This window comes from Streptomyces sp. RKAG337, from assembly GCF_023701715.1.
Classification (GTDB): domain Bacteria; phylum Actinomycetota; class Actinomycetes; order Streptomycetales; family Streptomycetaceae; genus Actinacidiphila.
Map to the genome: position 1 here is coordinate 4681187 of NZ_JAJOZA010000001.1, position 20356 is coordinate 4701542.

Annotated in this window: 20 protein-coding genes; 12 read left to right on the forward strand and 8 right to left on the reverse strand. The window is 72.1% G+C overall.

Annotation, left to right across the window (positions count from 1 at the left end; genetic code table 11):
* The first annotated feature begins 10 nt into the window (after nucleotides 1-10).
* The 10 genes from LNW73_RS20825 to LNW73_RS20870 all read left to right on the forward strand — a co-directional run bounded on the left by LNW73_RS20825 (nucleotide 11) and on the right by LNW73_RS20870 (nucleotide 9004).
* Nucleotides 11-766: a GntR family transcriptional regulator gene (locus LNW73_RS20825; protein ID WP_250992986.1), complete on the forward strand. Its 756-nt coding sequence runs from the start codon at nucleotides 11-13 to the stop codon at nucleotides 764-766.
* Nucleotides 767-904: 138 nt separating this feature from the next.
* Nucleotides 905-2023: a TIGR03364 family FAD-dependent oxidoreductase gene (locus tag LNW73_RS20830; protein ID WP_250990930.1), complete on the forward strand. Its 1119-nt coding sequence runs from the start codon at nucleotides 905-907 to the stop codon at nucleotides 2021-2023.
* A gap of 8 nt (nucleotides 2024-2031) precedes the next feature.
* A complete protein-coding gene (locus tag LNW73_RS20835; protein WP_374118145.1) occupies nucleotides 2032-2817 on the forward strand; it encodes a phosphonatase-like hydrolase in 786 nt (261 codons plus the stop codon).
* The gene (locus LNW73_RS20840; protein ID WP_250990932.1) at nucleotides 2814-3962 is read left to right on the forward strand and encodes an ABC transporter ATP-binding protein; all 1149 of its coding nucleotides are present in this window, start codon (nucleotides 2814-2816) and stop codon (nucleotides 3960-3962) included. The genes LNW73_RS20835 and LNW73_RS20840 overlap by 4 nt, the downstream gene beginning before the upstream one ends.
* The gene (locus tag LNW73_RS20845) at nucleotides 3959-4867 is read left to right on the forward strand and encodes a 2-aminoethylphosphonate ABC transporter permease subunit (protein ID WP_250990933.1); all 909 of its coding nucleotides are present in this window, start codon (nucleotides 3959-3961) and stop codon (nucleotides 4865-4867) included. Before LNW73_RS20840 ends, LNW73_RS20845 begins: the two co-directional genes overlap by 4 nt.
* Nucleotides 4854-5651 carry an ABC transporter permease gene (locus LNW73_RS20850; protein ID WP_250990934.1) on the forward strand — a complete coding sequence of 266 codons (798 nt, stop codon included), beginning with the start codon at nucleotides 4854-4856 and terminating at the stop codon, nucleotides 5649-5651. The genes LNW73_RS20845 and LNW73_RS20850 overlap by 14 nt, the downstream gene beginning before the upstream one ends.
* Before the next feature lie 52 nt (nucleotides 5652-5703).
* Nucleotides 5704-6768, forward strand: a complete 1065-nt coding sequence (locus LNW73_RS20855) for a 2-aminoethylphosphonate ABC transporter substrate-binding protein (RefSeq protein ID WP_250976038.1) — start codon at nucleotides 5704-5706, stop codon at nucleotides 6766-6768.
* A gap of 93 nt (nucleotides 6769-6861) precedes the next feature.
* Nucleotides 6862-7641 carry an HAD-IIA family hydrolase gene (locus LNW73_RS20860; RefSeq protein ID WP_138358361.1) on the forward strand — a complete coding sequence of 260 codons (780 nt, stop codon included), beginning with the start codon at nucleotides 6862-6864 and terminating at the stop codon, nucleotides 7639-7641.
* A 136-nt stretch (nucleotides 7642-7777) separates the two neighbouring features.
* Nucleotides 7778-8347, forward strand: coding sequence for a hypothetical protein (locus LNW73_RS20865; protein WP_250990935.1), 570 nt, complete (start codon nucleotides 7778-7780; stop codon nucleotides 8345-8347).
* A gap of 6 nt (nucleotides 8348-8353) precedes the next feature.
* Nucleotides 8354-9004, forward strand: coding sequence for a class F sortase (locus LNW73_RS20870; protein WP_250990936.1), 651 nt, complete (start codon nucleotides 8354-8356; stop codon nucleotides 9002-9004).
* Between the two features lie 67 nt (nucleotides 9005-9071).
* On the opposite strand, the gene LNW73_RS20875 is transcribed toward LNW73_RS20870, so the two are convergent.
* The 5 genes from LNW73_RS20875 to LNW73_RS20895 all read right to left on the reverse strand — a co-directional run bounded on the left by LNW73_RS20875 (nucleotide 9072) and on the right by LNW73_RS20895 (nucleotide 12140).
* The gene (locus LNW73_RS20875; protein ID WP_250990937.1) at nucleotides 9072-9632 is read right to left on the reverse strand and encodes a hypothetical protein; all 561 of its coding nucleotides are present in this window, start codon (nucleotides 9630-9632) and stop codon (nucleotides 9072-9074) included.
* 211 nt (nucleotides 9633-9843) lie between these two features.
* Entirely contained in the window at nucleotides 9844-10968 is a 1125-nt protein-coding gene (locus LNW73_RS20880) for a PP2C family protein-serine/threonine phosphatase (protein WP_250990938.1), read from the reverse strand.
* A gap of 22 nt (nucleotides 10969-10990) precedes the next feature.
* A complete protein-coding gene (gene mnhG, locus LNW73_RS20885) occupies nucleotides 10991-11356 on the reverse strand; it encodes a monovalent cation/H(+) antiporter subunit G (RefSeq protein ID WP_250990939.1) in 366 nt (121 codons plus the stop codon).
* Entirely contained in the window at nucleotides 11353-11622 is a 270-nt protein-coding gene (locus tag LNW73_RS20890) for a monovalent cation/H+ antiporter complex subunit F (RefSeq protein ID WP_250976032.1), read from the reverse strand. The genes mnhG and LNW73_RS20890 overlap by 4 nt, the downstream gene beginning before the upstream one ends.
* Complete coding sequence (locus tag LNW73_RS20895) at nucleotides 11619-12140, reverse strand: Na+/H+ antiporter subunit E (RefSeq protein WP_250990940.1); 522 nt, start codon at nucleotides 12138-12140, stop codon at nucleotides 11619-11621. Before LNW73_RS20895 ends, LNW73_RS20890 begins: the two co-directional genes overlap by 4 nt.
* A gap of 110 nt (nucleotides 12141-12250) precedes the next feature.
* On the opposite strand from LNW73_RS20895, the gene LNW73_RS20900 reads away from it, so the two are divergent.
* Both LNW73_RS20900 and LNW73_RS20905 read left to right on the forward strand, forming a co-directional pair.
* Nucleotides 12251-13708, forward strand: coding sequence for a peptidoglycan D,D-transpeptidase FtsI family protein (locus LNW73_RS20900; protein ID WP_250990941.1), 1458 nt, complete (start codon nucleotides 12251-12253; stop codon nucleotides 13706-13708).
* Nucleotides 13709-13865: 157 nt separating this feature from the next.
* Complete coding sequence (locus LNW73_RS20905) at nucleotides 13866-15365, forward strand: M1 family metallopeptidase (RefSeq protein ID WP_374118146.1); 1500 nt, start codon at nucleotides 13866-13868, stop codon at nucleotides 15363-15365.
* Between the two features lie 19 nt (nucleotides 15366-15384).
* On the opposite strand, the gene LNW73_RS20910 is transcribed toward LNW73_RS20905, so the two are convergent.
* The 3 genes from LNW73_RS20910 to LNW73_RS20920 are packed head-to-tail and all read right to left on the reverse strand — an operon-like array spanning nucleotide 15385 to nucleotide 20356.
* Complete coding sequence (locus LNW73_RS20910; protein WP_250990943.1) at nucleotides 15385-17004, reverse strand: Na+/H+ antiporter subunit D; 1620 nt, start codon at nucleotides 17002-17004, stop codon at nucleotides 15385-15387.
* Nucleotides 17001-17486: a Na(+)/H(+) antiporter subunit C gene (locus LNW73_RS20915; RefSeq protein ID WP_250976027.1), complete on the reverse strand. Its 486-nt coding sequence runs from the start codon at nucleotides 17484-17486 to the stop codon at nucleotides 17001-17003. The genes LNW73_RS20910 and LNW73_RS20915 overlap by 4 nt, the downstream gene beginning before the upstream one ends.
* A complete protein-coding gene (locus tag LNW73_RS20920; RefSeq protein WP_250990944.1) occupies nucleotides 17483-20356 on the reverse strand; it encodes a Na+/H+ antiporter subunit A in 2874 nt (957 codons plus the stop codon). The genes LNW73_RS20915 and LNW73_RS20920 overlap by 4 nt, the downstream gene beginning before the upstream one ends.

Here is a 20356-nt window from a genome sequence, read left to right on the forward strand (position 1 = left end):
TTCTGCGAGGATCGATCCCGTGACAGATCCACATGCCCCGATCCGGTCCGGCATTCCCGAGCACGGCCGGGTGCCCAAGTACTACGCCGTGAAGACCCGGCTGGAGGCCGTGCTCGACGAGCTCGGCGAGGGCGGACTGCTGCCGACGGAACGGGAGTTGGCGGCCACGTTCGAGGTGGCGCGGGAGACCGTGCGGCAGGCGCTGCGCGAGCTGCTGATCCAGGGCCGGGTGCGGCGCAAGGGGCGGGGCACGGTGGTGGCCGGCCCGAAGCTGGAGCAGCCGCTGTCGCTGGCGAGCTACACTGAGGGCGTCCGGCGGCAGGGCCGGGTCCCGAGCCGCCATCTGATCACCCTGGAGCGGCTGGCGGCGGACGCGGTGCTGGCCCGCGAGTTGCGGATCTCGGCCGGTGACGAGGTCTGGCACATGGAGCGGGTGCTGCTCGCCGACGAGGAACGGGTCGGCCTGGAGAGCACCTATCTGTCGGTGGCCCGACTGCCTTATCTGGAGCGGGACTTCGCCCCCGACTCGTCCTTCTACGTGTATCTGCGCGACCAGGTGGGGCTGGAACTGGCGGCGGCCGACGAGCGGATCGAGACGGTGCTCGCTACGCCCCGCGAGGCGCTGCTGATCGGTACGCCGCCCGCGCTGCCGATGCTGCTGCTGCACCGGACGAGCCGGGACGGCGGGGGCGTGCCGATCGAGCGGGTGCGCTCGCTCTACCGCGGCGACCGGTTCAGTTTCACCACGCAGATGTCCAAGGAGTAGCCGGGCCGACGGGAGGCTGTGCGGAGGATTTCGATCACGAAATGGTAACGGGTCTAGTCCAAGCGTTGCTGGGCTGTTCACCATCGGTTCATGCACGAGATACGTACGCTTCCGAAGGCCCGAGCACCTTTGGGCCACATGAGAGTCCTGATCGTCGGCGCCGGTGCGCTCGGCACGATGCACGCCTGGCAAGCCGTCCACCGCGGCCATGAGGTCGTCCACCTGGAGCGCGAGCGGGAGGCCCGCGGCGCCTCCGTACGCAACTTCGGCCTGGTGTGGGTCGGCGGCCGGTCGGCCGGCGAGGAGCTGGAGACCGCGCTGCGGGCCCGTGAGCTGTGGGAGGACATCGGCGCCCGGGTGCCGGGTACCGGCTTCCGCGCCAACGGCTCGCTCACCGTGGTCCGCACCGCGGCCGAGAGGGCCGTCGTGGACGAGGTCATCGCCCGCCCCGACGCCGCCGAGCGCGGCTTCAAGTGGCTGGACGCCGCGGGCGCCAGGGAGCACAACCCGGCGCTGCGCGGCGACATCACCGGGGCGCTGCTGTGCGAGCGGGACGCCGCCGTCGAGTCCCGGGTCGCGCTGCCCGCGCTGCGCGAGCACCTGGCGGCGACCGGCCGCTACACGTTCCTCCCCGGCCGTGAGGTCCGCGAGGTCGGGCCCGGCACGGTCCGCGACGACCACGGCGAGGTGCACCGGGGAGACAGCGTCGTCCTGGCCACCGGGGCCTGGCTGTCCGGGCTGGTGCGCGAGCTCGCCCCCGAACTGCCGGTCCGCCGGGTGCGGTTGCAGATGGCGCAGACCGACCCGCTCGGCGAGCGGCTGACCACCTCGGTCGCCGACGCCGACAGCTTCCGCTACTACCCGGCCTACGAGGGCGACGCGCTCGACGCGCTGCGCGCCGGACAGCCGCAGCCGCCGGTGGCCGCCGCGCACAAGATGCAGCTGCTGATGGTCCAGCGCCTCGACGGCGGACTGACCATCGGCGACACCCACGAGTACGACGCGACGTTCAACTTCGACGTCGTCGAGGACCCGTACGACCACCTGCTGGAGCGGGCCGGACAGCTGCTCGGCCGGCCGCTGCCGCGCATCAGGCGCCGCTGGGCCGGGGTGTACGCGCAGTGCGTGGACACCGCGCGGGTGGTGCACCGGCAGGAAGTACTGGACGGAGTGTGGCTGGTCACCGGGCCCGGCGGGCGCGGCATGACCTGTTCCCCGGCGATCGGTGAGACGACCGCCGACGCGTTGGGCTGGTGAGGGAAGCGATGACGGACAGGACGGACACCATGACGGATTCCATGACGGACGGCAGCATCAAACTGGTCGTGCTCGACATGGCCGGGACCACGGTCGCCGACGGCGGCCTCGTGGAGCAGGCCTTCTCCCGCGCCGCCGAACGGCTCGGCGTGGAGCCCGGCAGCGACGACCACGCGAAGAAGCTCGACTACGTCCGCGCGACGATGGGCGAGTCGAAGATCACCGTCTTCCGCGCGCTCTTCGGCGACGAGGACATCGCCCAGCGCGGCAACGCGGCGTTCGAGAGCGCCTACGCGGAACTGGTCGACGGCGGCCGCTGCGCGCCGCTGCCCGGCGCCGCCGAGACGATCGGGAAGCTGCGCGAAGAGGGCCGCACGGTCGTGCTGACCACCGGCTTCTCGCGCGTCACCCAGGACGCGATCCTGGACGCGCTCGGCTGGCAGGACATCGCCGACCTCACCCTGTGCCCGGCCGACGCCGGACGCGGGCGCCCGTTCCCCGACCTGGTGCTCGCCGCACTGCTGCGCACCGGGGCGGCCGACGACGTACGGGAGATCGCCGTGGCGGGCGACACCTCGTACGACATGCTCTGCGGCCGCCGCTCCGGCGCCTCGGTGGTCGCCGGCGTGCTGACCGGCGCGCACGACGAGGCCGCGCTGCGCGGCGCCGGGGCCACCCACGTCCTGGCGTCCGTCGCGGAACTCCCGCGGACGATCGCCGGGTTCACCGCCGCCGCCGGGTTCACCGCCGCCGCCGGGTTCGCCGCGGCCGCCGGGGCGGGGCAGCAGCGATGAGTACGGAGCCGGGCGGGCCCGAGGCGGTCCCGACGTCGCGCGCGGTGCGCAGCGGCATTCGTTTCGACCACGTCAGCGTCCGGTACGGGGACCTGACGGTGCTCGACGCGCTCGACCTCACCGTCGAGCCGGGCGAGGTCCTCGCCCTGCTCGGCCCGTCCGGCTCCGGCAAGACCACCGCGCTGCGGGCGGTCGCCGGCTTCGTGCGGCCGTCCGGCGGGCGGGTGCTGATCGGCGGGCGGGACGTCACCGATCTGCCGCCGCACCGGCGCGGCATCGGGATGGTCGTCCAGCAGTACGCCCTCTTCCCGCACCTGCGCGTCGACCAGAACGTCGCGTTCGGCCTCAGGGCGCAGCGCTCGCCGCGGGCCGGGATACCCGGCCGGGTCGCGGAAGCCCTGGAGATGACGGGGATGGCCGGCTACGCCCGGCGCTATCCGCGCGAACTCTCCGGCGGCCAGCAGCAGCGCGTCGCGATCGCCCGCGCGCTGGCCATCAGGCCCGGCGTCCTGCTGCTCGACGAGCCGCTGTCCGCGCTGGACGCGCAGCTGCGCTCGGGCATGCTCGCCGAGCTGGCGCGGCTGCACCGCGAACTGCCCGACGTCTCCATCCTGTACGTCACCCACGACCAGATCGAGGCGCTCACCCTCGCCGACCGCATCGCGGTCATGGACAAGGCGCGGCTGCAGGACTGCGGTACCCCGCAGGACCTGTACCGCCGCCCGCGCACCGAGTTCACCGCCTCGTTCGTCGGCAGCGCGAACCTGCTGCCGGTCCGGGTCGCCGGGGAGGGGGCGCTGCACTTCGGCGACGCGGTGGTGCGCGCCGCCGAGGTCCCGAAGGGCGCGGTCGAGGGTGCCGAGGCCACGATGTGCGTCCGTCCGCACGCCCTGCGGCTGGCCGCCGAGGGCGCGGCCGACGGCGCGGCCAACTCGCTGCGCGGCACGGTGACGGGCGTGCAGTGGCGCGGTTCGACCCACCGGCTGCTCGTCGACTCCGGTGGCCACGAGATCCGCGCGGACGTCGGCGACCTGCGGCGGCCGCCGGTGGTCGGGGCGACGGTGACGCTCGCCTTCGACCCCGAGGACACGGTGCTCCTGCCGGCCGGCGTCGGCACCGGACGACCGCTCCTGGAGCGGGTATGAGCACCGGGACCGTGCGGACCCCGGAGCTGGCGGCGCCCGCGCCCCGTCCGGCGCGGACCCCGCGCGCGGTGCCCCGCTGGGTCTGGGCGCTGCCGCCCGTGGCCGGGCTGGCGCTGGCGTTCCTGTACCCGCTCGCTCTGGTCGTCCAGCAGTCGTTCACCCCGGAAGCCGGCGGTCACGATCTGTCCGCCTACCGCGAGGTGTTCGCCTCGACGGGTTTCCGCGAGGCGCTGTGGACGACGGTCTGGATCGCGGTCGGCTCCACCGTGGGCTGCCTGGTACTGGGCTTCGCGCTGGCGCTCGTGATCGCCTTCGTACCGTTCCCCGGCGGGAAGGCGCTCAGCCGGTTCATCGACATCTTCCTCGCCTTCCCGTCCTTCCTGATCACGCTCGCGCTGCTGTTCGTCTACGGCACCGTGGGCATGGCGAACGGCCTGTGGACGGATGTGACGGGCGCGGCGAGCGGCCCCGTCGACTTCCTGCACACGCCGTGGGGCGTGCTGCTCGCGGAGATCACGTACTTCACACCGTTCGTCATGCGGCCGCTGCTCGCCGCCTTCTCGCAGGTGGACACCGCGCAGATCGAGGTCGCGTCCTCGCTGGGCGCGAAGGCGCCGCGGATCGTGCGGCAGGTGATCCTGCCGGAGGCGCTGCCGTCGCTCGCGGCGGGCGGCAGCCTGGTGCTGGTGATGTGCCTGAACGAGTTCGGCATCGTGCTCTTCACCGGCGCCAAGGACGTCACCACGCTGCCGATGCTCGTCTACAGCAAGGCGATCCTGGAGTCGGACTACACCGGCGCCTGTGTCGTCGCGGTCGTGAACATCGCCCTGTCGGTCGCCCTCTACGGGCTGTACCGCGTCGTCGTCGCCCGAACAGCCGCCGGAGGCCGTCGTGCTGGTGCATAGCCGCAGTGGCCGCTGGGCCGTGTGGGCCGTCTTCTTCGTCCTGTTCCTGCCGCTGTTCGCGCTGCCGTTCGCGGTGATCGCGCTGGCGTCCTTCGCGACGAACTGGAGCGGGGCCTTCCCCTCCGGCGCGACGCTCACCCACTACCAGGACATCACCCGCGGCGAGTCGCTGGACGCGCTCACCACCAGCCTGGTCACCGCGCTCGCCGCGAGCGTGCTGGCCCTGCTGGTCGGCGGCTGGGCGGCGCTGGCCGCCGACGCGCTGCGCGGTAGGGGCCGCCGGGTGCTGGACGCGCTGTTCATGCTGCCGGTGGCGGTGCCGTCGGTGGTGGTCGGGCTGTCCCTGCTGGTGGCGTTCTCGAAGCCGCCGCTGCTGCTCAACGGCACCCGCGGCATCGTCGTCCTGGCCCATACGGTGCTGGTCACGGCCTTCGCCTACCAGTCCGTCGCGGCGGCCGTCGCCCGGCTCGACCCCGCCTACGAGCAGAGCGCCGCGAGCCTGGGCGCCCGCCCCGCGTACGTGCTGTGGCGGGTGAAACTGCCGCTGCTGCTGCCGTCCCTCACCGCGGCGGCCGGCCTCTGCTTCGCCCTGTCCATGGGCGAGTTGAGCGCCACCATGATGCTCTACCCGCCCGACTGGCTCCCGCTGCCGGTCAAGATCTTCGGTGCCACCGACCGGGGTTCGCTCTTCTCCGGAGCCGCCCTCGCCGTGGTGCTGATGGTGACGACGCTCGTCGTCCTGCTCGGCGTGAGCCGGATCCGCACCAGGGCCGCCTACCGCTGACGTCCCGCACCACCCCGGCAATTCCCTTACCCAGCAAGGAGATCGATCTGCCATGCCCGCACACAGCCTCAAGCCGCTCGCCGCCGTCGCCGGCGCCCTGGTCCTCGCCGGTTCGCTCACCGCCTGCGGCGGTTCCTCGGCCGCGAGCGACGCCAAGGAGATCACCGTCTACAGCGCCGACGGCCTCAAGGCCGACGACGGCTCCGGCTTCTACGACAAGGCCTTCAAGGACTTCACCGCCAAGACCGGCATCAAGGTGAAGTACGTCGAGGGCGGCTCCGGCGAGATGGTGCAGCGGCTGGCCCGGGAGAAGTCCAACACCCAGGCCGACGTCGTCGTCACCCTGCCGCCGTTCATCCAGCAGGCCGACAGCAAGGGACTGCTGGACGCCTACCGGCCGGCCGGCTCCGACCAGGTCGCCGCCGCCGACAAGGACGCCGGCGGCAAGTGGACCTCGGTCGTCAACAACTACTTCTGCTTCATCTACAACACCAAGGAGCTGAAGCAGGCCCCCAAGACCTGGGACGACCTGCTCGACGCCCGGTACAAGGGCAAGCTGCAGTACTCCACGCCGGGCGTCGCCGGTGACGGCACGGCCGTCGTCATCAAGGCGATCCACGACTTCGGCGGCCTGGAGCCGGCGATGGCGTACCTGAAGAAGCTGCAGACCAACAACGTCGGACCGTCGAAGTCGACGGGCGCGCTCGCGCCCAAGGTCGACAAGGGCGAGCTGGTCGTCGCCAACGGCGATGTGCAGATGAACTACGCCGACATGAAGTCCATGCCGAACCAGGGCATCTTCTTCCCCGCCGCGAACGCGACCGGCAAGCCCACCAGCTTCGCCCTCCCGTACGCGGCCGGCCTGGTCAAGGACGCCCCGCACGCGGAGAACGGCAAGAAGCTGCTGGACTTCCTGCTCACCCCCGAGGTGCAGCAGGAGGTGTCCTCGGTCGGCGGCGGCTTCCCGGCCCGTACCGATGTGACGGCGACGGACGCGAACGCGGTGAAGCTGAAGGCGATCATGTCCGGCGTCGAGATCTTCACGCCCGACTGGGCCACCGTGAACACCGGCCTGACGTCGTACGTCGACGCCTGGAAGAAGGCGACCGGCAGCTGATCAGCGGATGAGACGGCCGGGGCGTACGCGGTGCGCCCCGGCTACGCTGGGCAGCGCAACGCAGCCGCACACCAGGATCAGGAGAACACGCCCGTGTCGACACGCAAGCCGATCGAATCCTGGCTCACCGACATGGACGGGGTGCTGATCCACGAGGGCACGCCGATCCCCGGCGCCGACGCCTTCATCAAACGGCTGCGGGAGTCCGGCAAGCCGTTCCTGGTGCTGACGAACAACTCCATCTACACCGCCCGTGACCTGCACGCCAGGCTGTCGCGGATGGGTCTCGACGTTCCGGTCGAGAACATCTGGACCTCGGCGCTGGCCACCGCGAAGTTCCTCGACGACCAGCGCCCCGGCGGTACCGCGTACGCGATCGGCGAGGCCGGTCTGACCACCGCGCTGCACGACGTCGGGTACATCCTCACCGACGTCGAGCCCGACTACGTGGTGCTGGGCGAGACCCGCACCTACAGCTTCGAGGCGCTCACCAAGGCGATCCGGCTCATCAACGGCGGTGCGCGCTTCATCTGCACCAACCCGGACGAGACCGGCCCGTCGGCCGAGGGCCCGCTGCCCGCCACCGGCTCGGTGGCCGCGCTGATCACCAAGGCCACCGGCAAGGACCCGTACTTCGTCGGCAAGCCGAACCCGCTGATGATGCGGGCCGGGCTGAACGCGATCGGTGTGCACTCCGAGACCAGCGCGATGATCGGCGACCGGATGGACACCGATGTGCTCGCCGGGCTGGAGTCCGGCATGGAGACCTTCCTGGTGCTGACCGGCCTGACGTCCAAGGCCGACATCGACAAGTACCCGTTCCGGCCGTCGCGGGTCGTGAACTCGATCGCGGACCTCGTCGACGAGATCTGAGCGCTCGCACTGTGTGTGACCGGCACCCCCTGATGGCGTAACCAAACGCCGTCCGGGGTGCGGCGGAACCCTCCTGGATGGATGTTCGAAGCACCGGGTACCGCTGGCCGTACCCGGCCGAGCGGAGGTTCCCCCGATGCTAGATATCCGACGACCGGCTGCTGCCGGTGCGGCCGTACTGTTCCTGCTCAGTGGTGCTGTCCCGGCATTCGCCGACAACGAGAGTTCGGCGTCGGCCTCGGGGACGGTGACCGTCACCCCGGGCAAGACCTGGGCGGGCGCGGTCATCACGCTGCATGTGAAGAGCGCCTGCCGGTCGGCGAAGGCCAAGGCCAGTGCCGAGGTCTTCGTGAGCCCGGTGACGCTGGCGCCGCCGGTCGACGGCCAGGACGGACTCGTCAGTGACGCGTCCATCCGGTCCGACGCGGTGGCGGGCACCTACTCCGTCTCCGTCGAGTGCGACGGCAACACCCACGCCGCCCAGGGCAGCGTGGTCATCATCAACCAGGTCGCGCCCGTCACCCCCGTGAAGCCCGAACCGCTCTGGCCGACGGCCCCGGTTCCGGCGGGCGGCGGTGGAACCGCGCAGCTGGCGGCCGGCCCGGCCGAGGCCGGTCCCGGCACCGACTCGGTGCTGGCGGTCGGCGGCGCGGCAGCGGCATCGCTCGCGGCCGTGGCGGTGTACCGCCGACGCCGCCACGGTTAGGCCGCGGTGCCCGACGAGGAACGCACGTCCGTCAGCGGCCGCACCTGGGCCGCGGTGGCGATGGGGCTGGTGCTCTTCGCCGCCTGGCTGATGGGCCACCCCGGCGACGGGGTGGACCCGGCCGGCCCCGGCGGACAGCCGGCGGCCGGCTCCGCCGACCGGCCGCCGCAGGTCTACGCCCCGCACCTCCCGCTGCCGGACTCCAAGCCGGTGCGGGTGGACATCGCGTCGATCGGGCTGCACGCCGGGATCGTCGAACGGGGCCTGGCGAACGGTGCGGTGGATCCGCCGCCGTACAGCACCCCGGACGTCGCCGGCTGGTTCCGCGGCGGTCCGGCGCCGGGTGCGGCGGGCGCGGCGCTGCTCGTCGGCCATGTCGACACCGAGACCAGGCCCGCGGTCTTCTACGGGCTGAGCACGGTGACGCCGGGCGCCGAGGTGGAGATCCAGCGGGCGGACGGCTCCGTCGCGGAGTTCACGGTCGAAGGCGTCGAGGTCGTCGACAAGGACCACTTCTCCGCGGACCGGGTCTACGGCGCGGGCAGCCGGCCGGAGCTGCGGCTGATCACCTGCGGTGGCACGTTCGACCAGGAGAAGCACGCGTACTCGGCGAACGTGGTCGTCTTTGCCGCGCTGACCGGATCACATCAGGACTGACCGCCGCCGCACGTCATTCGCGCCCGGCCGGCGACCCGCTCCCCCGGAGCCGCCGGCCGGGCGCACCTCACCCTCGGGCGCCTGGACTGCGGGAGTGGTCCGGCGCGGCCGGGGGAGGCTGGGGGAGCCCTGGGGCGGAGTCGTCGGCGGCCTCGGCCGCGGAGGCGGGAAGCAGGGCGCGGAAGCGGATCAGGACCGCTCCGTCGGTGGCGTGGTGCACCTGCACACCGTCGATCCGCGCCCCGTTCTCCGTGGGGTGGGCGAGCTGCTGGCACAGGGCGGTCGCGGCGTACGAATGCGGTGGGTCGGGCGGGACCGTGAGCGGTTTGTCGTAGCCGTAATCGGTCACCGAGACCGTGCACCGCGCCCCGTCCACACCCAGGGTCACGCGGTACCGGTGCGCGAACCCGTGGTCGACGACATAGCCGCACGCCAGGGCGATCGCGGTGGCCAGTTGGGCGCTGACCTGCCCGTACGGCCCCAGGGTGTCGAGCGCGGCGCACGTCATCCTGGCGGCCAGCTCATCGCTCCCCGGGGTGCGGTGCAGCGAGAACGTCCAGGAGACGTCGAGAGTCGAACGCCGCGGGTCGGAGAGGGGGAGTCGCGAGATCGCCGCAAGCTTCGCCATGACGCCGGTCCACGTCCTGCAGAGTTGGAGGCACTGGAGCCCTGCCGGGCTCCGCCTGGAGCGGGGCCGGGGTCCAGGGCCACGTAGTAACCCTAGAACAGGCGAACGCCTTGCCGCTAGGGCATCTTGACGACACGTCATCGAGTGGGTACTCAGTGCGATGCTTCCAGCCACGCGGCGGGGTCGTACCGGCGGTGTCCCCGGTTCCGCCTCAGACCGGCCGCGCCGGGGGCCGGGCGGGCGCGAGCAGCAGGAGGACGACGTCGTCGCCGAGAGAGCCGCCCGCGTGGCGCAGCAGGTCGGCGTAGACGCGCTCGACGGCCTCCTCCAGGTTCTGGGCCAGCCCCGCCACCAGGGCCCCGACCCGTTCGGCGAGGGGGTAGAAGGAGCCGTCCACCGGGCTGCGGGCCTCGATCACCCCGTCCGTGCACAGCACGAGCACGTCCTCGCCGCCGAGCGGTGACCGCCAGGGCACGGCCGTCCCCTTGACCAGCCGGCCGAGGCCCAGCGGCACCCAGGGGTCCGGCGGGTTCAGCGTCGTCACCGTTCCGTCCGGGGTGATGCGCAGCGGTGCCACATGGCCGTAGTGCAGGAACTCGACGGAGCCGGGGCCGTCGAACTCGGCGAAGAGGGCGGTGGCGAACTCGCCGGAGACGACATGGCGCTGCACGCTCGCCTCGACGCGCTGCGCGACGCAGGTCAGCCCGCCCTCGTCGTACGCGGCCTCGCGGAACGCGCCGAGCACGACCGCCGAGGTCTGGACGGCGTCCAGGCCCTTGCCGCGGACGTCGCCGATGAGCGCGCGCACGCCGTGCGGGGTGTCCAGGACGGAGTACAGGTCGCCGCCGATCTGGGCCGCGTCCGCCGCCGAGACGTACCGGACGGCGAGCCGGACGTCACCGACCCGGTCGCCGGGGGGCCGCAGCAGGGCGCGCTGGGCGGCCTCGGCCACCGAGGTGATCGCGGTGAAGGCCCGCTGCCCGGTCTCGCGCCGCCAGGCGATGTAGGCGCTGACCAGGCTGACCACGATGTAGGTGGCGAGCTGGCCGGTGAGCAGAACCCAGTCGCGGACCTGGGTGACCCCGTTGTACGGCGCGAGCGCGGTCTGCGCGACGAGGCCGAGGACGGCGACGAGCAGGGTGCGCCGCCAGGTCGTCGTGATGCCGGCCAGCGCCGGGGCGACCACCATTCCGGGCCCGATGTAGTGGTCCCGGCCGGCCGCGAGGTCGGCCGCGGAGACGACCGCGATGGCCAGCAGGGGCAGCGCCATGCCCTGGCGGGCCAGGACGGCGGATTCCAGGGACCGCAGTGCTCCGACGATCCGAGCATTTGTCACATATCGAACTTACCGGTTGGACTCAGCCGGGGTCGGGTCGGGTCAGATGATCGTCCAGCTCGTCGAGGACCAGCTGGTCGCCGCGCACCTGGCCGGTGCGGTACGCGGCCCGCCCCACCATGTGCGCCGCCACCGGCACCGTCATCAGCTGAAACGCCCCGATCAGCACCAGGGTGCCCACGTCCACCCAGGACCGCAGCCGCAGAGCCACCCCCACCAGCACCAGCAGCAGGCCCAGGACCTGCGGTTTGGTCGCCGCGTGCATCCGGGTGAGGGTGTCGGGCAGCCGCAGCAGCCCGACCCCGGCCACGAAGCAGAGCGCGGCGCCGAGCAGCAAAAAGACCGCGGCGGCCCAGTCGCACACGGAACCCCAGTCCGGGGCGGTCATGACGAGTCCTCGTCCCGGAGGGCGATGAAGCGGGCGATCGCGACCGAGCCGGTGAAGCCGAGGAAGGCCAGCACCAGCAGGACCGGGAGCGAGTACGGGGTGCGGTCGGCCGCCGCCTGCGCGCCCAGGCCGGCGACCACGACGGCCAGCAGCGCGTCCACCGCCACCGCCCGGTCGAGCATCGAGGGCCCGCGCACCAGCCGGACGAAGACCATCACACCGGCCGCGATCAGCAGCCCCAGGACGGCCGCGGTGACCCATTTCACGATGTGCCTCCCTCGTCGAGCGCCGCGATCTCGGCGCGGGTGCCGAAGGCGCGCACCACCAGCTCCTCCAGCCGGCGTACCCCGTCCCTGGCCTCCTCGGTGTCCGAGCCCATGACGTGCACGAACAGCGTCGCCGTGGACCGCTGGACCTCCAGCACGGCGCTGCCCGGCACCGCCGAGACGGCGATCGCGGTGGCCGTCAGCATCAGGTCGCCGGAGCAGCGCAGCGGGACCGCCAGCACCGCGCAGGGCAGCGGGGCGGGGGTCAGGGTCTGCCATGCCGTCCGCAGCCCCGAGAGGGTCAGATCGGCGAGGAAGAGCGCGGCGAACCGCACTAGGCCGACCGGGTGAATCCGCAGTCCCAAACTGAGCGGCGGCAGCGGGAAGACCAGGCACAGCACGACCGCCACGACCAGGCCCGTGACGACGTTCGCGGCGGTGATGCTGCCCCACAGCAGCACCCAGACGACGACGAGCCAGCCGACCAGCGGCCACTCGATCCCTCGCAGGGTGCGCACGGTGGCGATCCTCACAGAGCGGGGCGGTTCCGTGCGGGAGCCGCGACCTGTGAGGAACCTGTGCTCACCCGCCGGAACCAACGAATCCCCCTGGAACGTTCTTGCAGGGGATGAACAAGACAATCAGGCGTGCGTCGGTCTTCAGCCTCCTGCTCGTCCTCGCGGTCATGGTGCGGGTGACGTGGATGCAGGCGGTGGACGGCCGGGCGCTCGCGGACGACCAGCACAACCGGCGGAACATCATCGCGCAGTACGCGAACCCGCTCGGCGACATCGTCGTGGGCGGAAAGCCGGTGACCGGCTCCACCACCACCAGCGGCGGCGACCTGCGCTACCAGCGCACGTACACCGGCGGCGGGCTGTACTCGGCGGTCACCGGCTACAGCTCGCAGGTCTACGGCGCCACCCAGCTCGAAGGCATCTACCGCGGCATCCTTGGCGGCACCGACCCGCGGCTGAAGAGCCTGCCCGACTCGCTCACCGGCAAGGCCACCGAGCCGGGCGATGTGATCACCACCATCGACCCCGCCGTGCAGCAGGCCGCCTTCAAGGGGCTCGGCGACAAGAAGGGCGCAGCCGTCGCCATCGACCCGGCGACCGGCCGGATCCTCGGCATGGTCAGCACCCCCAGCTACGACCCGTCGAAGATCTCGGGCGGTTCGAAGGCCGACGGCGCGGCATGGAGCGCCCTGCAGGCCGACAAGGACCAGCCCATGCTCAACCGGGCGCTGCGCGCCGCGTACCCCCCGGGGTCGACGTTCAAGCTGGTCGTCGCCGCGGCGGCCCTGGAGAACGGGCTGTACTCGTCGATCGACGAGAAGACCGCCAGCCCGAACCCGTACCCGCTGCCCGGCACCTCGCGGGTGCTGGCCAACGAGTCGGCGTCCGCTCCCTGCGAGAACGCGAGCATCAACACCGCGCTCCAGTACAGCTGCAACAACGTCTTCGGCAAGATGGCCGTCGACCTCGGCCAGGACAAGGTGCGCGCCGCCGCCGAGAAGTTCGGCTTCAACACCGACGGCCTGGACATCCCGGTGCGCGCGGCCAAGAGCGTCTACCCGAAGGGCATGGACAAGGCGCAGACCGCCCTGTCCGGCATCGGGCAGTTCGACGACACCGCGACCCCGCTGCAGATGGCCATGGTCGTCGCGGCCCTCGCCAACGGCGGCGAGCTGGCGAGCCCGCACATGGTCTCGCAGGTCACGGACGGCAACGGCACCGTGCTGCAGTCCTACCCGGACGGCGAGAGCACCCGCGCGGTCAGCGCGGACACCGCGGCGAAGCTGCGCAAGGCGATGGTCAACGTCGTCGACAACGGCACCGGCAGCAACGCGAAGATCAGCGGTGTCGAGGTCGGCGGGAAGACCGGCACCGCCCAGCACGGCGAGAACAACAGCGGGACGCCGTACGCCTGGTTCGTCTCCTACGCCGACGACGGCAAGGGCCACCAGGTCGCGGTCGCCGTGGTCGTCGAGCAGTCGGACGCTGCCCGCTCGGAGGTCAGCGGGAACGGGCTGGCGGCGCCGATCGCGCGGGCGATGATGAAGGCGGCGTTGAAGACAGGTTGAGCCGGCGTCACGGCGGGCGTGCGCCGGACGGTGTTTTGAGACGTTGTGTTGCGCACGGTGAAGGTCTTGAGACAGCAGTGGGTGAAGGGGTAGCTGGGACACACCGCTGGTTCCTAGGGTCGGGGTGTCCGAACTCACCCCGCGCTGGAGGACCCCTGTGCGTAAGAGAGCGATCGTTTCCGCCGTGAGCGCCGCCGGCCTGTTGCTGGCGATCCCGGCAACCGCCGCCGACGCCGGACCGGGCGCGCCCGGCATCGGCGACCCGTACTACCCGACGTACGGGAACGGGGGTTATGACGTCTCCCACTACGACCTGCGGCTGAAGTACCAGCCCGCCACCGACGAACTGGAGGGCACTGCCACCCTGCTGGCCACCGCCACCCAGGGACTGACCCGCTTCAACCTCGACTTCGCGCTGGACGTCAGCGAGGTCCGGGTCAACGGCCGGGTCGCGAAGTTCGCCACCAGCGGCGAGCAGGAGCTGGAGATCACCCCGGCCACCCCGCTCGCCAAGGGCCAGCAGGCCACCGTCGTCGTCCGCTACTCCGGCGTCCCGGGCAAGGTGAAGCGCTACGGCTTCACGTCCTGGCAGCGCACCCCCGACGGCGGCGTCGCCGCCAACGAGCCGGAATCCGCCTGGTGGTGGTTCCCCAGCAACGACCACCCGCTGGACAAGGCCACCTACGACGTCTCGGTGCTCGTCCCCGACGGCTCGGCCGCGATCAGCAACGGTGTACTGGTCTCGCAGAGTTCGAAGCTCGGCTGGACGCGCTACAACTGGCGGCAGAACAAGCCGCAGGCCACGTACCTGGCCACCCTCGCGGTCGGGAAGTTCGACATCACCCGCAACACCACCGCCAACGGCCTGCCCGTCATCAACGCCTACAGCAAGGACCTGGGCGACAACGACGGCGCCGCCCGCGCCAGCATCGAGCGCACCGGCGAGATCATCGACTGGGAGAGCGGCTACTTCGGCCCGTACCCGTTCAGCGCCGCCGGCGGATACGCCCCCAACGTGCCCACCCACTACGCCGTGGAGACACAGGGCCGGGTCTTCTACAGCCCCGCGCAGTTCGCGGGGGGCGCGAACCCCTCGGTGATCGTCCATGAGCTGGCGCACCAGTGGTGGGGCGACAGCGTCTCCCTCTCCCGCTGGTCGGACATCTGGCTCAACGAGGGCTTCGCCAGCTACGCCCAGTGGCTGTGGTCCGAGCACGAGGGCGAGGGCACCGCGCAGGAACTCGCCGACTGGGTCTACAGCCAGCACCCGGCCGACGACCCGTTCTGGACGGTCAAGCCCGGCGACCCCGGTGCGGCGAACCAGTTCGACGGCGCCGTCTACGACCGGGGCGCCGTCGCCATCCAGGTGCTGCGCAACAAGATCGGCGACAAGGCGTTCTTCGCCCTGCTGAAGGCCTGGCCCGCCCAGCACCAGTACGGCAACGGCTCCATCGCGGAGTTCCAGAAGCTCGCCGAGAAGATCTCCGGGAAGAAGCTCGGCCCGCTCTTCGAGACCTGGCTGTTCACCGCGGCCAAGCCCGCGGCGCCGCCGGCCGCCCCGAAGGCCGGCGCGCTCCGTGCCGCCCCGGCCGCACCGCAGGCGGAGCCGAAGTCCTGGAAGCAGATCGCGGCGACGCACACGATTCACGACCGCTGACCGGCGAGTGATCCCCGCGTCAGTGCGCCAGAACCGCCTGTACGTAGGGCGTTCGTGACAGGAGCTCGCCGGCCGCCCGGTCGGCGAGCCCCGTCAGCGGGCCGGCCAGCACGGTGTAGGCCAGCCCGAGGGCGACCAGCGCCATGGTGGCGGCGAGCATCGTGCGGGGGAGCGCGGCGGTGGTGGTGATCGAACGGCCGCTGAGGGACGCCGACTCGGGGCGCCCGGCGGGCATCAGGGTCTCCTCGTCGGAGTCGTCCTGGTCGTCGCTGTCGTCCGTCTCCAGCACGGTGCCGTCGGCGCACAGATCGGGCGGCGCGGCCCGCCAGAAGGCCAGGTTCCAGACCTTGATCAGCGCGTAGAGCGTCAGCAGACTGGTCACGACACCACCACCGACCAGCACATACGCCCAGGCGCCGCCGTCGGCGACCCCCGCGCGCAGCAGTCCGAGCTTGCCGAGGAACCCCGACAGCGGTGGGATCCCGGCGAGGTTCATCGCGGGCACGAAGAAGACGGCGGCGAGCAGCGGGGAGATCTTGGCGAGCCCGCCGAGCCGTTGCAGATCGGTGGTGCCGCCCCGGCGTTCCACCAGCCCGGTGACCAGGAAGAGCGTGGTCTGCACGGTGATGTGGTGGGCGACGTAGAAGACCGCGCCCGCGATGCCGCCGCGGGAGGCCAGCGCGATGCCGAAGACCATGTACCCGATATGGCTGACGAGGGTGAAGGACAGCAGCCGTTTGAGGTCGGTCTGCGCGACCGCGCCCAGGATCCCGACGACCATCGACAGCAGGGCGATCAGCATCAGCGGCTCGGCGAGCCGGGTGCCGGGGAAGAGCAGCGTCTGGGTGCGCAGTATCGAGTACACGCCGACCTTGGTGAGCAGCCCCGCGAAGACGGCGGTGACGGGCGCGGGCGCGGTCGGGTAGGAGTCGGGGAGCCAGGCGGCGAGCGGGAAGACGGCCGCCTTGATGCCGAAGACGGTGAGCAGGGCGAGTTGCAGCACCAGCCGGATCCCGGCGGGCAGATCGGCCAGCCGCACGGAGAGCTCCGCGAGGTTCATGGTGCCGGTGGCCGCGTAGACCATGCCGATCGCCACCAGGAAGAGCACCGAGGACAGCAGCGACACCACGATGTACGTGGCCCCGGCGCGGATCCTGGCCGCCGTGCCGCCGAGCGTCAGCAGGACGTAGCTGGCGGTCAGCATGATCTCGAAGCCGACGTAGAGGTTGAACAGGTCGCCGGACAGGAACGTGTCGGAGACCCCGGCGACGAGGATCAGATACGCGGGGTGGAAGACCGACAGCGGCGTCGCCTCGTCGCGGTCGGCCATGCCCTGGCCGATGGAGTACACCAGCACGCACAGCGTCACCGCGGACGAGACGACCAGCATCAGCGCCGACAGCCGGTCGGCGACCAGCGCGATGCCGATCGGGACCGGCCAGCCGCCCGCGTGCATCACCTGCGGGCCGTCCCGGTCGGCCGCCACCAGCAGCGTGACGGAGGCGGCCAGCACCACGCTGAGGACGGCCGCGCTGATGAACCGCTGGATGCGGGGGAGCCGCAGTCCGACGGCGAGTTTGAGGCCCGCGGCGAAGAGCGGGAGGACGACGGGCAGCGGCAGCAGTGCGGTCGCGTTCATCGGTCGGCCCCCAGCACGTTGTCCCACAGTTCGTCGTCGAGGTCCTCGGAGTCCTCGGCCCGCGCCTGCCGGGCCCGGTCCGCGCGGATCACCGTCCGCAACTCGGCGCGCGTACCCTCGTGTTCGGCCCGCAGCGCGACCCGGATGTCCTCGACGTCGTCCTGTACGTCGTCGCTGCCGGTCAGCTGCCAGCTGCGGTACGCCATCGCGAGCAGGAACGCGGTCAGCGCCAGGGTGATCACGATCGCGGTCAGCGCCATCGCCTGCGGGAACGGGTCGGAGACGACCGCCGGATCGGTGCCGGGGGACAGCAGCGGCGCCTTCCCCGAACGGCCCGAGGTGGCCAGCACCAGCAGGTTCACCCCGTTGCCGAGCAGGACGGCGCCGAGCAGGATGCGGGTCAGCGGGCGGGCGAGCAGCAGCACCGTCCCGCAGGCGAACAGCACCCCGCCGGCGGCGATCAGGGCGACGGTGGCGTTCATGCCTTCCTCCGGGCTTCTTCGCGCTCGATCTGCTGGTCGATCTTCGCGCCGAGGCTCCGCAGCACGTCGAGGACGACCCCGAGGACCAGCAGGTACACGCCGAAGTCGAAGAGCACGGAGCTGGGGACGTGCACCTCGCCGAAGAGCGGCAGCGGGGTGTGGAACACCCCGCTGTCCAGGACGTCGGAGCCGAGCACCAGCCCGCCGAGACCCGTTCCGACGGAGATCATCAGGCCGGTGCCGAGCAGGAACCCGGCGTCGACGGGCGCCGCCTCGGCCAACTCGTAGCGCCCGCCCGCCAGATACCGCACGACGAGCGCCAGCCCCGCGACCAGCCCGGCCGTGAAGCCGCCGCCCGGCAGGTTCTCAGCGCAGAACAGCAGATACAGCGAGAGGACGAGGATGGGGTGGAAGACCAGCCGCGCCACCACCTCGAAGACCACCGAGCGCCGGTCGGGGTCGAGGGTGTCACCGGCCGCCAGCCAGGTGCGCTCGGGCGCCGCGCGCGGCCCGGCCCGCACCTCCGACGCCCACACGCCCGCCGTGCCGCCGTCCTCCGGCACGCGCGGCAGCGCACCGGCCCGGCGGCGCAGATAGACCAGGCTCGTCACGCCGACGGCCGCGACCGCCAGCACCGCCGACTCGCCCATCGTGTCCCAGGCCCGCAGGTCGACGAGGATCGTCGCGACCACGTTCTTCAGCCCGTCGTGCGCGGTCTCGGCCACCATGGCGGCGCCCGCGGACGGATGCCGGCGGGCCGCCACCGCCAGATACGTCAGACCCGCCGCCAGCGTCCCGGTGGTGACGCCGAGCGCGGCGTGCAGGGCGCGGCGCCAGGCCGTCGCCGTCGGCGGGAAGCGGTGCGGGAGGCGGCGCAGCACCAGGACGAACACGACGATGCTGGTCGTCTCCACCGTGAACTGCGTCAGCGCGAGGTCCGGCGCCCCCTGCAGCACGAACAGCACGCCGGTGCCGTAACCGGTCGTGCCGGCCAGCACCACCGCCTTCATCCGCTGCCGGGTCGGCAGGCACAGCACGCCCGCCGCCGCCACGGCGGCCGCCACCGCGATCTGGCCCGCGTCGTCCCACAGGTGTGGCGAGCCGCCCCACGCCCACGGCCGGTCGGTGAACAGCGCCGCCGCCTCGGCGCCGGAGAAGACCAGCAGCGCCGTGCCGAGATAGACCGGCAGCGAACCGCGCTGGATGCTCCCGGTCAGTTGCAGCGCGAAGCGCTCGGTCTGCCACAGGATCTGGGCGAACGCCGCCTCGGCGCTCGGCAGCGCCAGCCGCTTGCCCCAGCGGACCAGGTGGTTCCGAACGACGAACAGCGCCACACCGGCCGCCCACGCGATCTCCGACAGGGTGAGCGGGAGGCCGGCGCCGTGCCACAGGGCCAGGTGGTACGGGGTGCCCCGGGACGGGAACGCGGCCGCGTAGCGCTCCATCAGCGGCGCCAGCAGGCCCACCCCCGGGCCCAGCACCAGGCCCGCCAGCGCCAGCAGCGCGGTGGGAGCCAACAGGGCCGCTGTCGTCCGCCCGCCGTGCGCGGTCGCCCGCGGCAGGTCGGGCGACGTGGCAGGACCGAACGCGCCGTACAGGAAGCGCAGGGTGTACGCCGTGGTCAGGGCCGATCCGGCGACGGTCGCGTAGAGGGTGAGGCGGTCGGCGGTGCCGCCCGCCCAGAGCGCGGCGAAAGAGGCCTCCTTGGCGGCGAAGCCGAGGAAGGGCGGCAGGCCCGCCATCGAGGCACCGGCGAGGCAGGCGGTGCCGCAGACCACCGGCATCGCGCGCGCCAGACCGGCGAGCCGGCGGATGTCGCGGCTCCCGGTGGCGTGGTCGACGATGCCGACCACGAGGAACAGCGGCGCCTTGAACAGCGCGTGCGTCAGCAGCATGGTGGTGCCGGCCAGCGCGGTGTACCGGGACCCGGCCCCCACCAGCGCGGTGAGGAAGCCGAGTTGGCTCACCGTCCCGTAGGCGAGGATCCGCTTGAGGTCGGTCTCGCGCAGCGCCCGCCAGCCGCCGAGCAGCATCGTGGCGGCGCCGAGCGTCAGCGTCACACCCCGCCAGGGCGCGACCGCGGCGAAGGCGGGGGAGAACCGGGCGACGAGATAGATGCCGCCCTTCACCATGGCCGCCGCGTGCAGATAGGCGCTGACCGGCGTCGGCGCCGCCATGGCACCGGGCAGCCACAGACTGAACGGCCAGATCGCGGACTTCGACAGCGCTCCCGCGAGCACCAGCACCAGGGCGACCGGCACCGCCGTGCCGCCCAGCGGCGGCGGATGCGCGACGAGGACGGAGATCCGGTAGGTACCGGCCGCCTGACCGAGCATCAGCAGTCCGACGAGCATGGCCAGGCCGCCGACCGTGGTGACGAGCAGCGCCTGCAGCGCGGAGCGCCGGTTGGCCTTCTTCTCCGACAGATGGCCGATGAGCAGGAACGAGAAGACGGTGGTCAGTTCCCAGAAGACGTACAGCAGGATCAGGTCGTCGGCGAGGACGAGCCCCAGCATCGCCCCCGCGAAGGCGGTCAGGGCGCCCGCGAAGTTCGCCAGTCCCGGCTCGTCGTCGCCGAAGTAGCCGGTGCAGTAGACGAGTACGAGCGTGCCGACGCCGCCGGCCAGCACGGTCAGCAGCAGCCCGAGGGCGTCGAGCCGCAGTGCGATGCTCAGATCGAGGGCAGGCGCCCACCGCCACTGCTCGGTGCGCACCGCGCCGTCGGCGACGGCCGCCCACTGGGTGAACGCCCACACCGTCGTGGCGGCCGGTGCCAGCGCGAGGACGAGGAAGGCTCGCCGGCCGAGCCACCGCACCAGAGGGGTGGCGCAGGCGGCGAGCACGAAGTGGGCGGCGATCAGGGCGAGCAC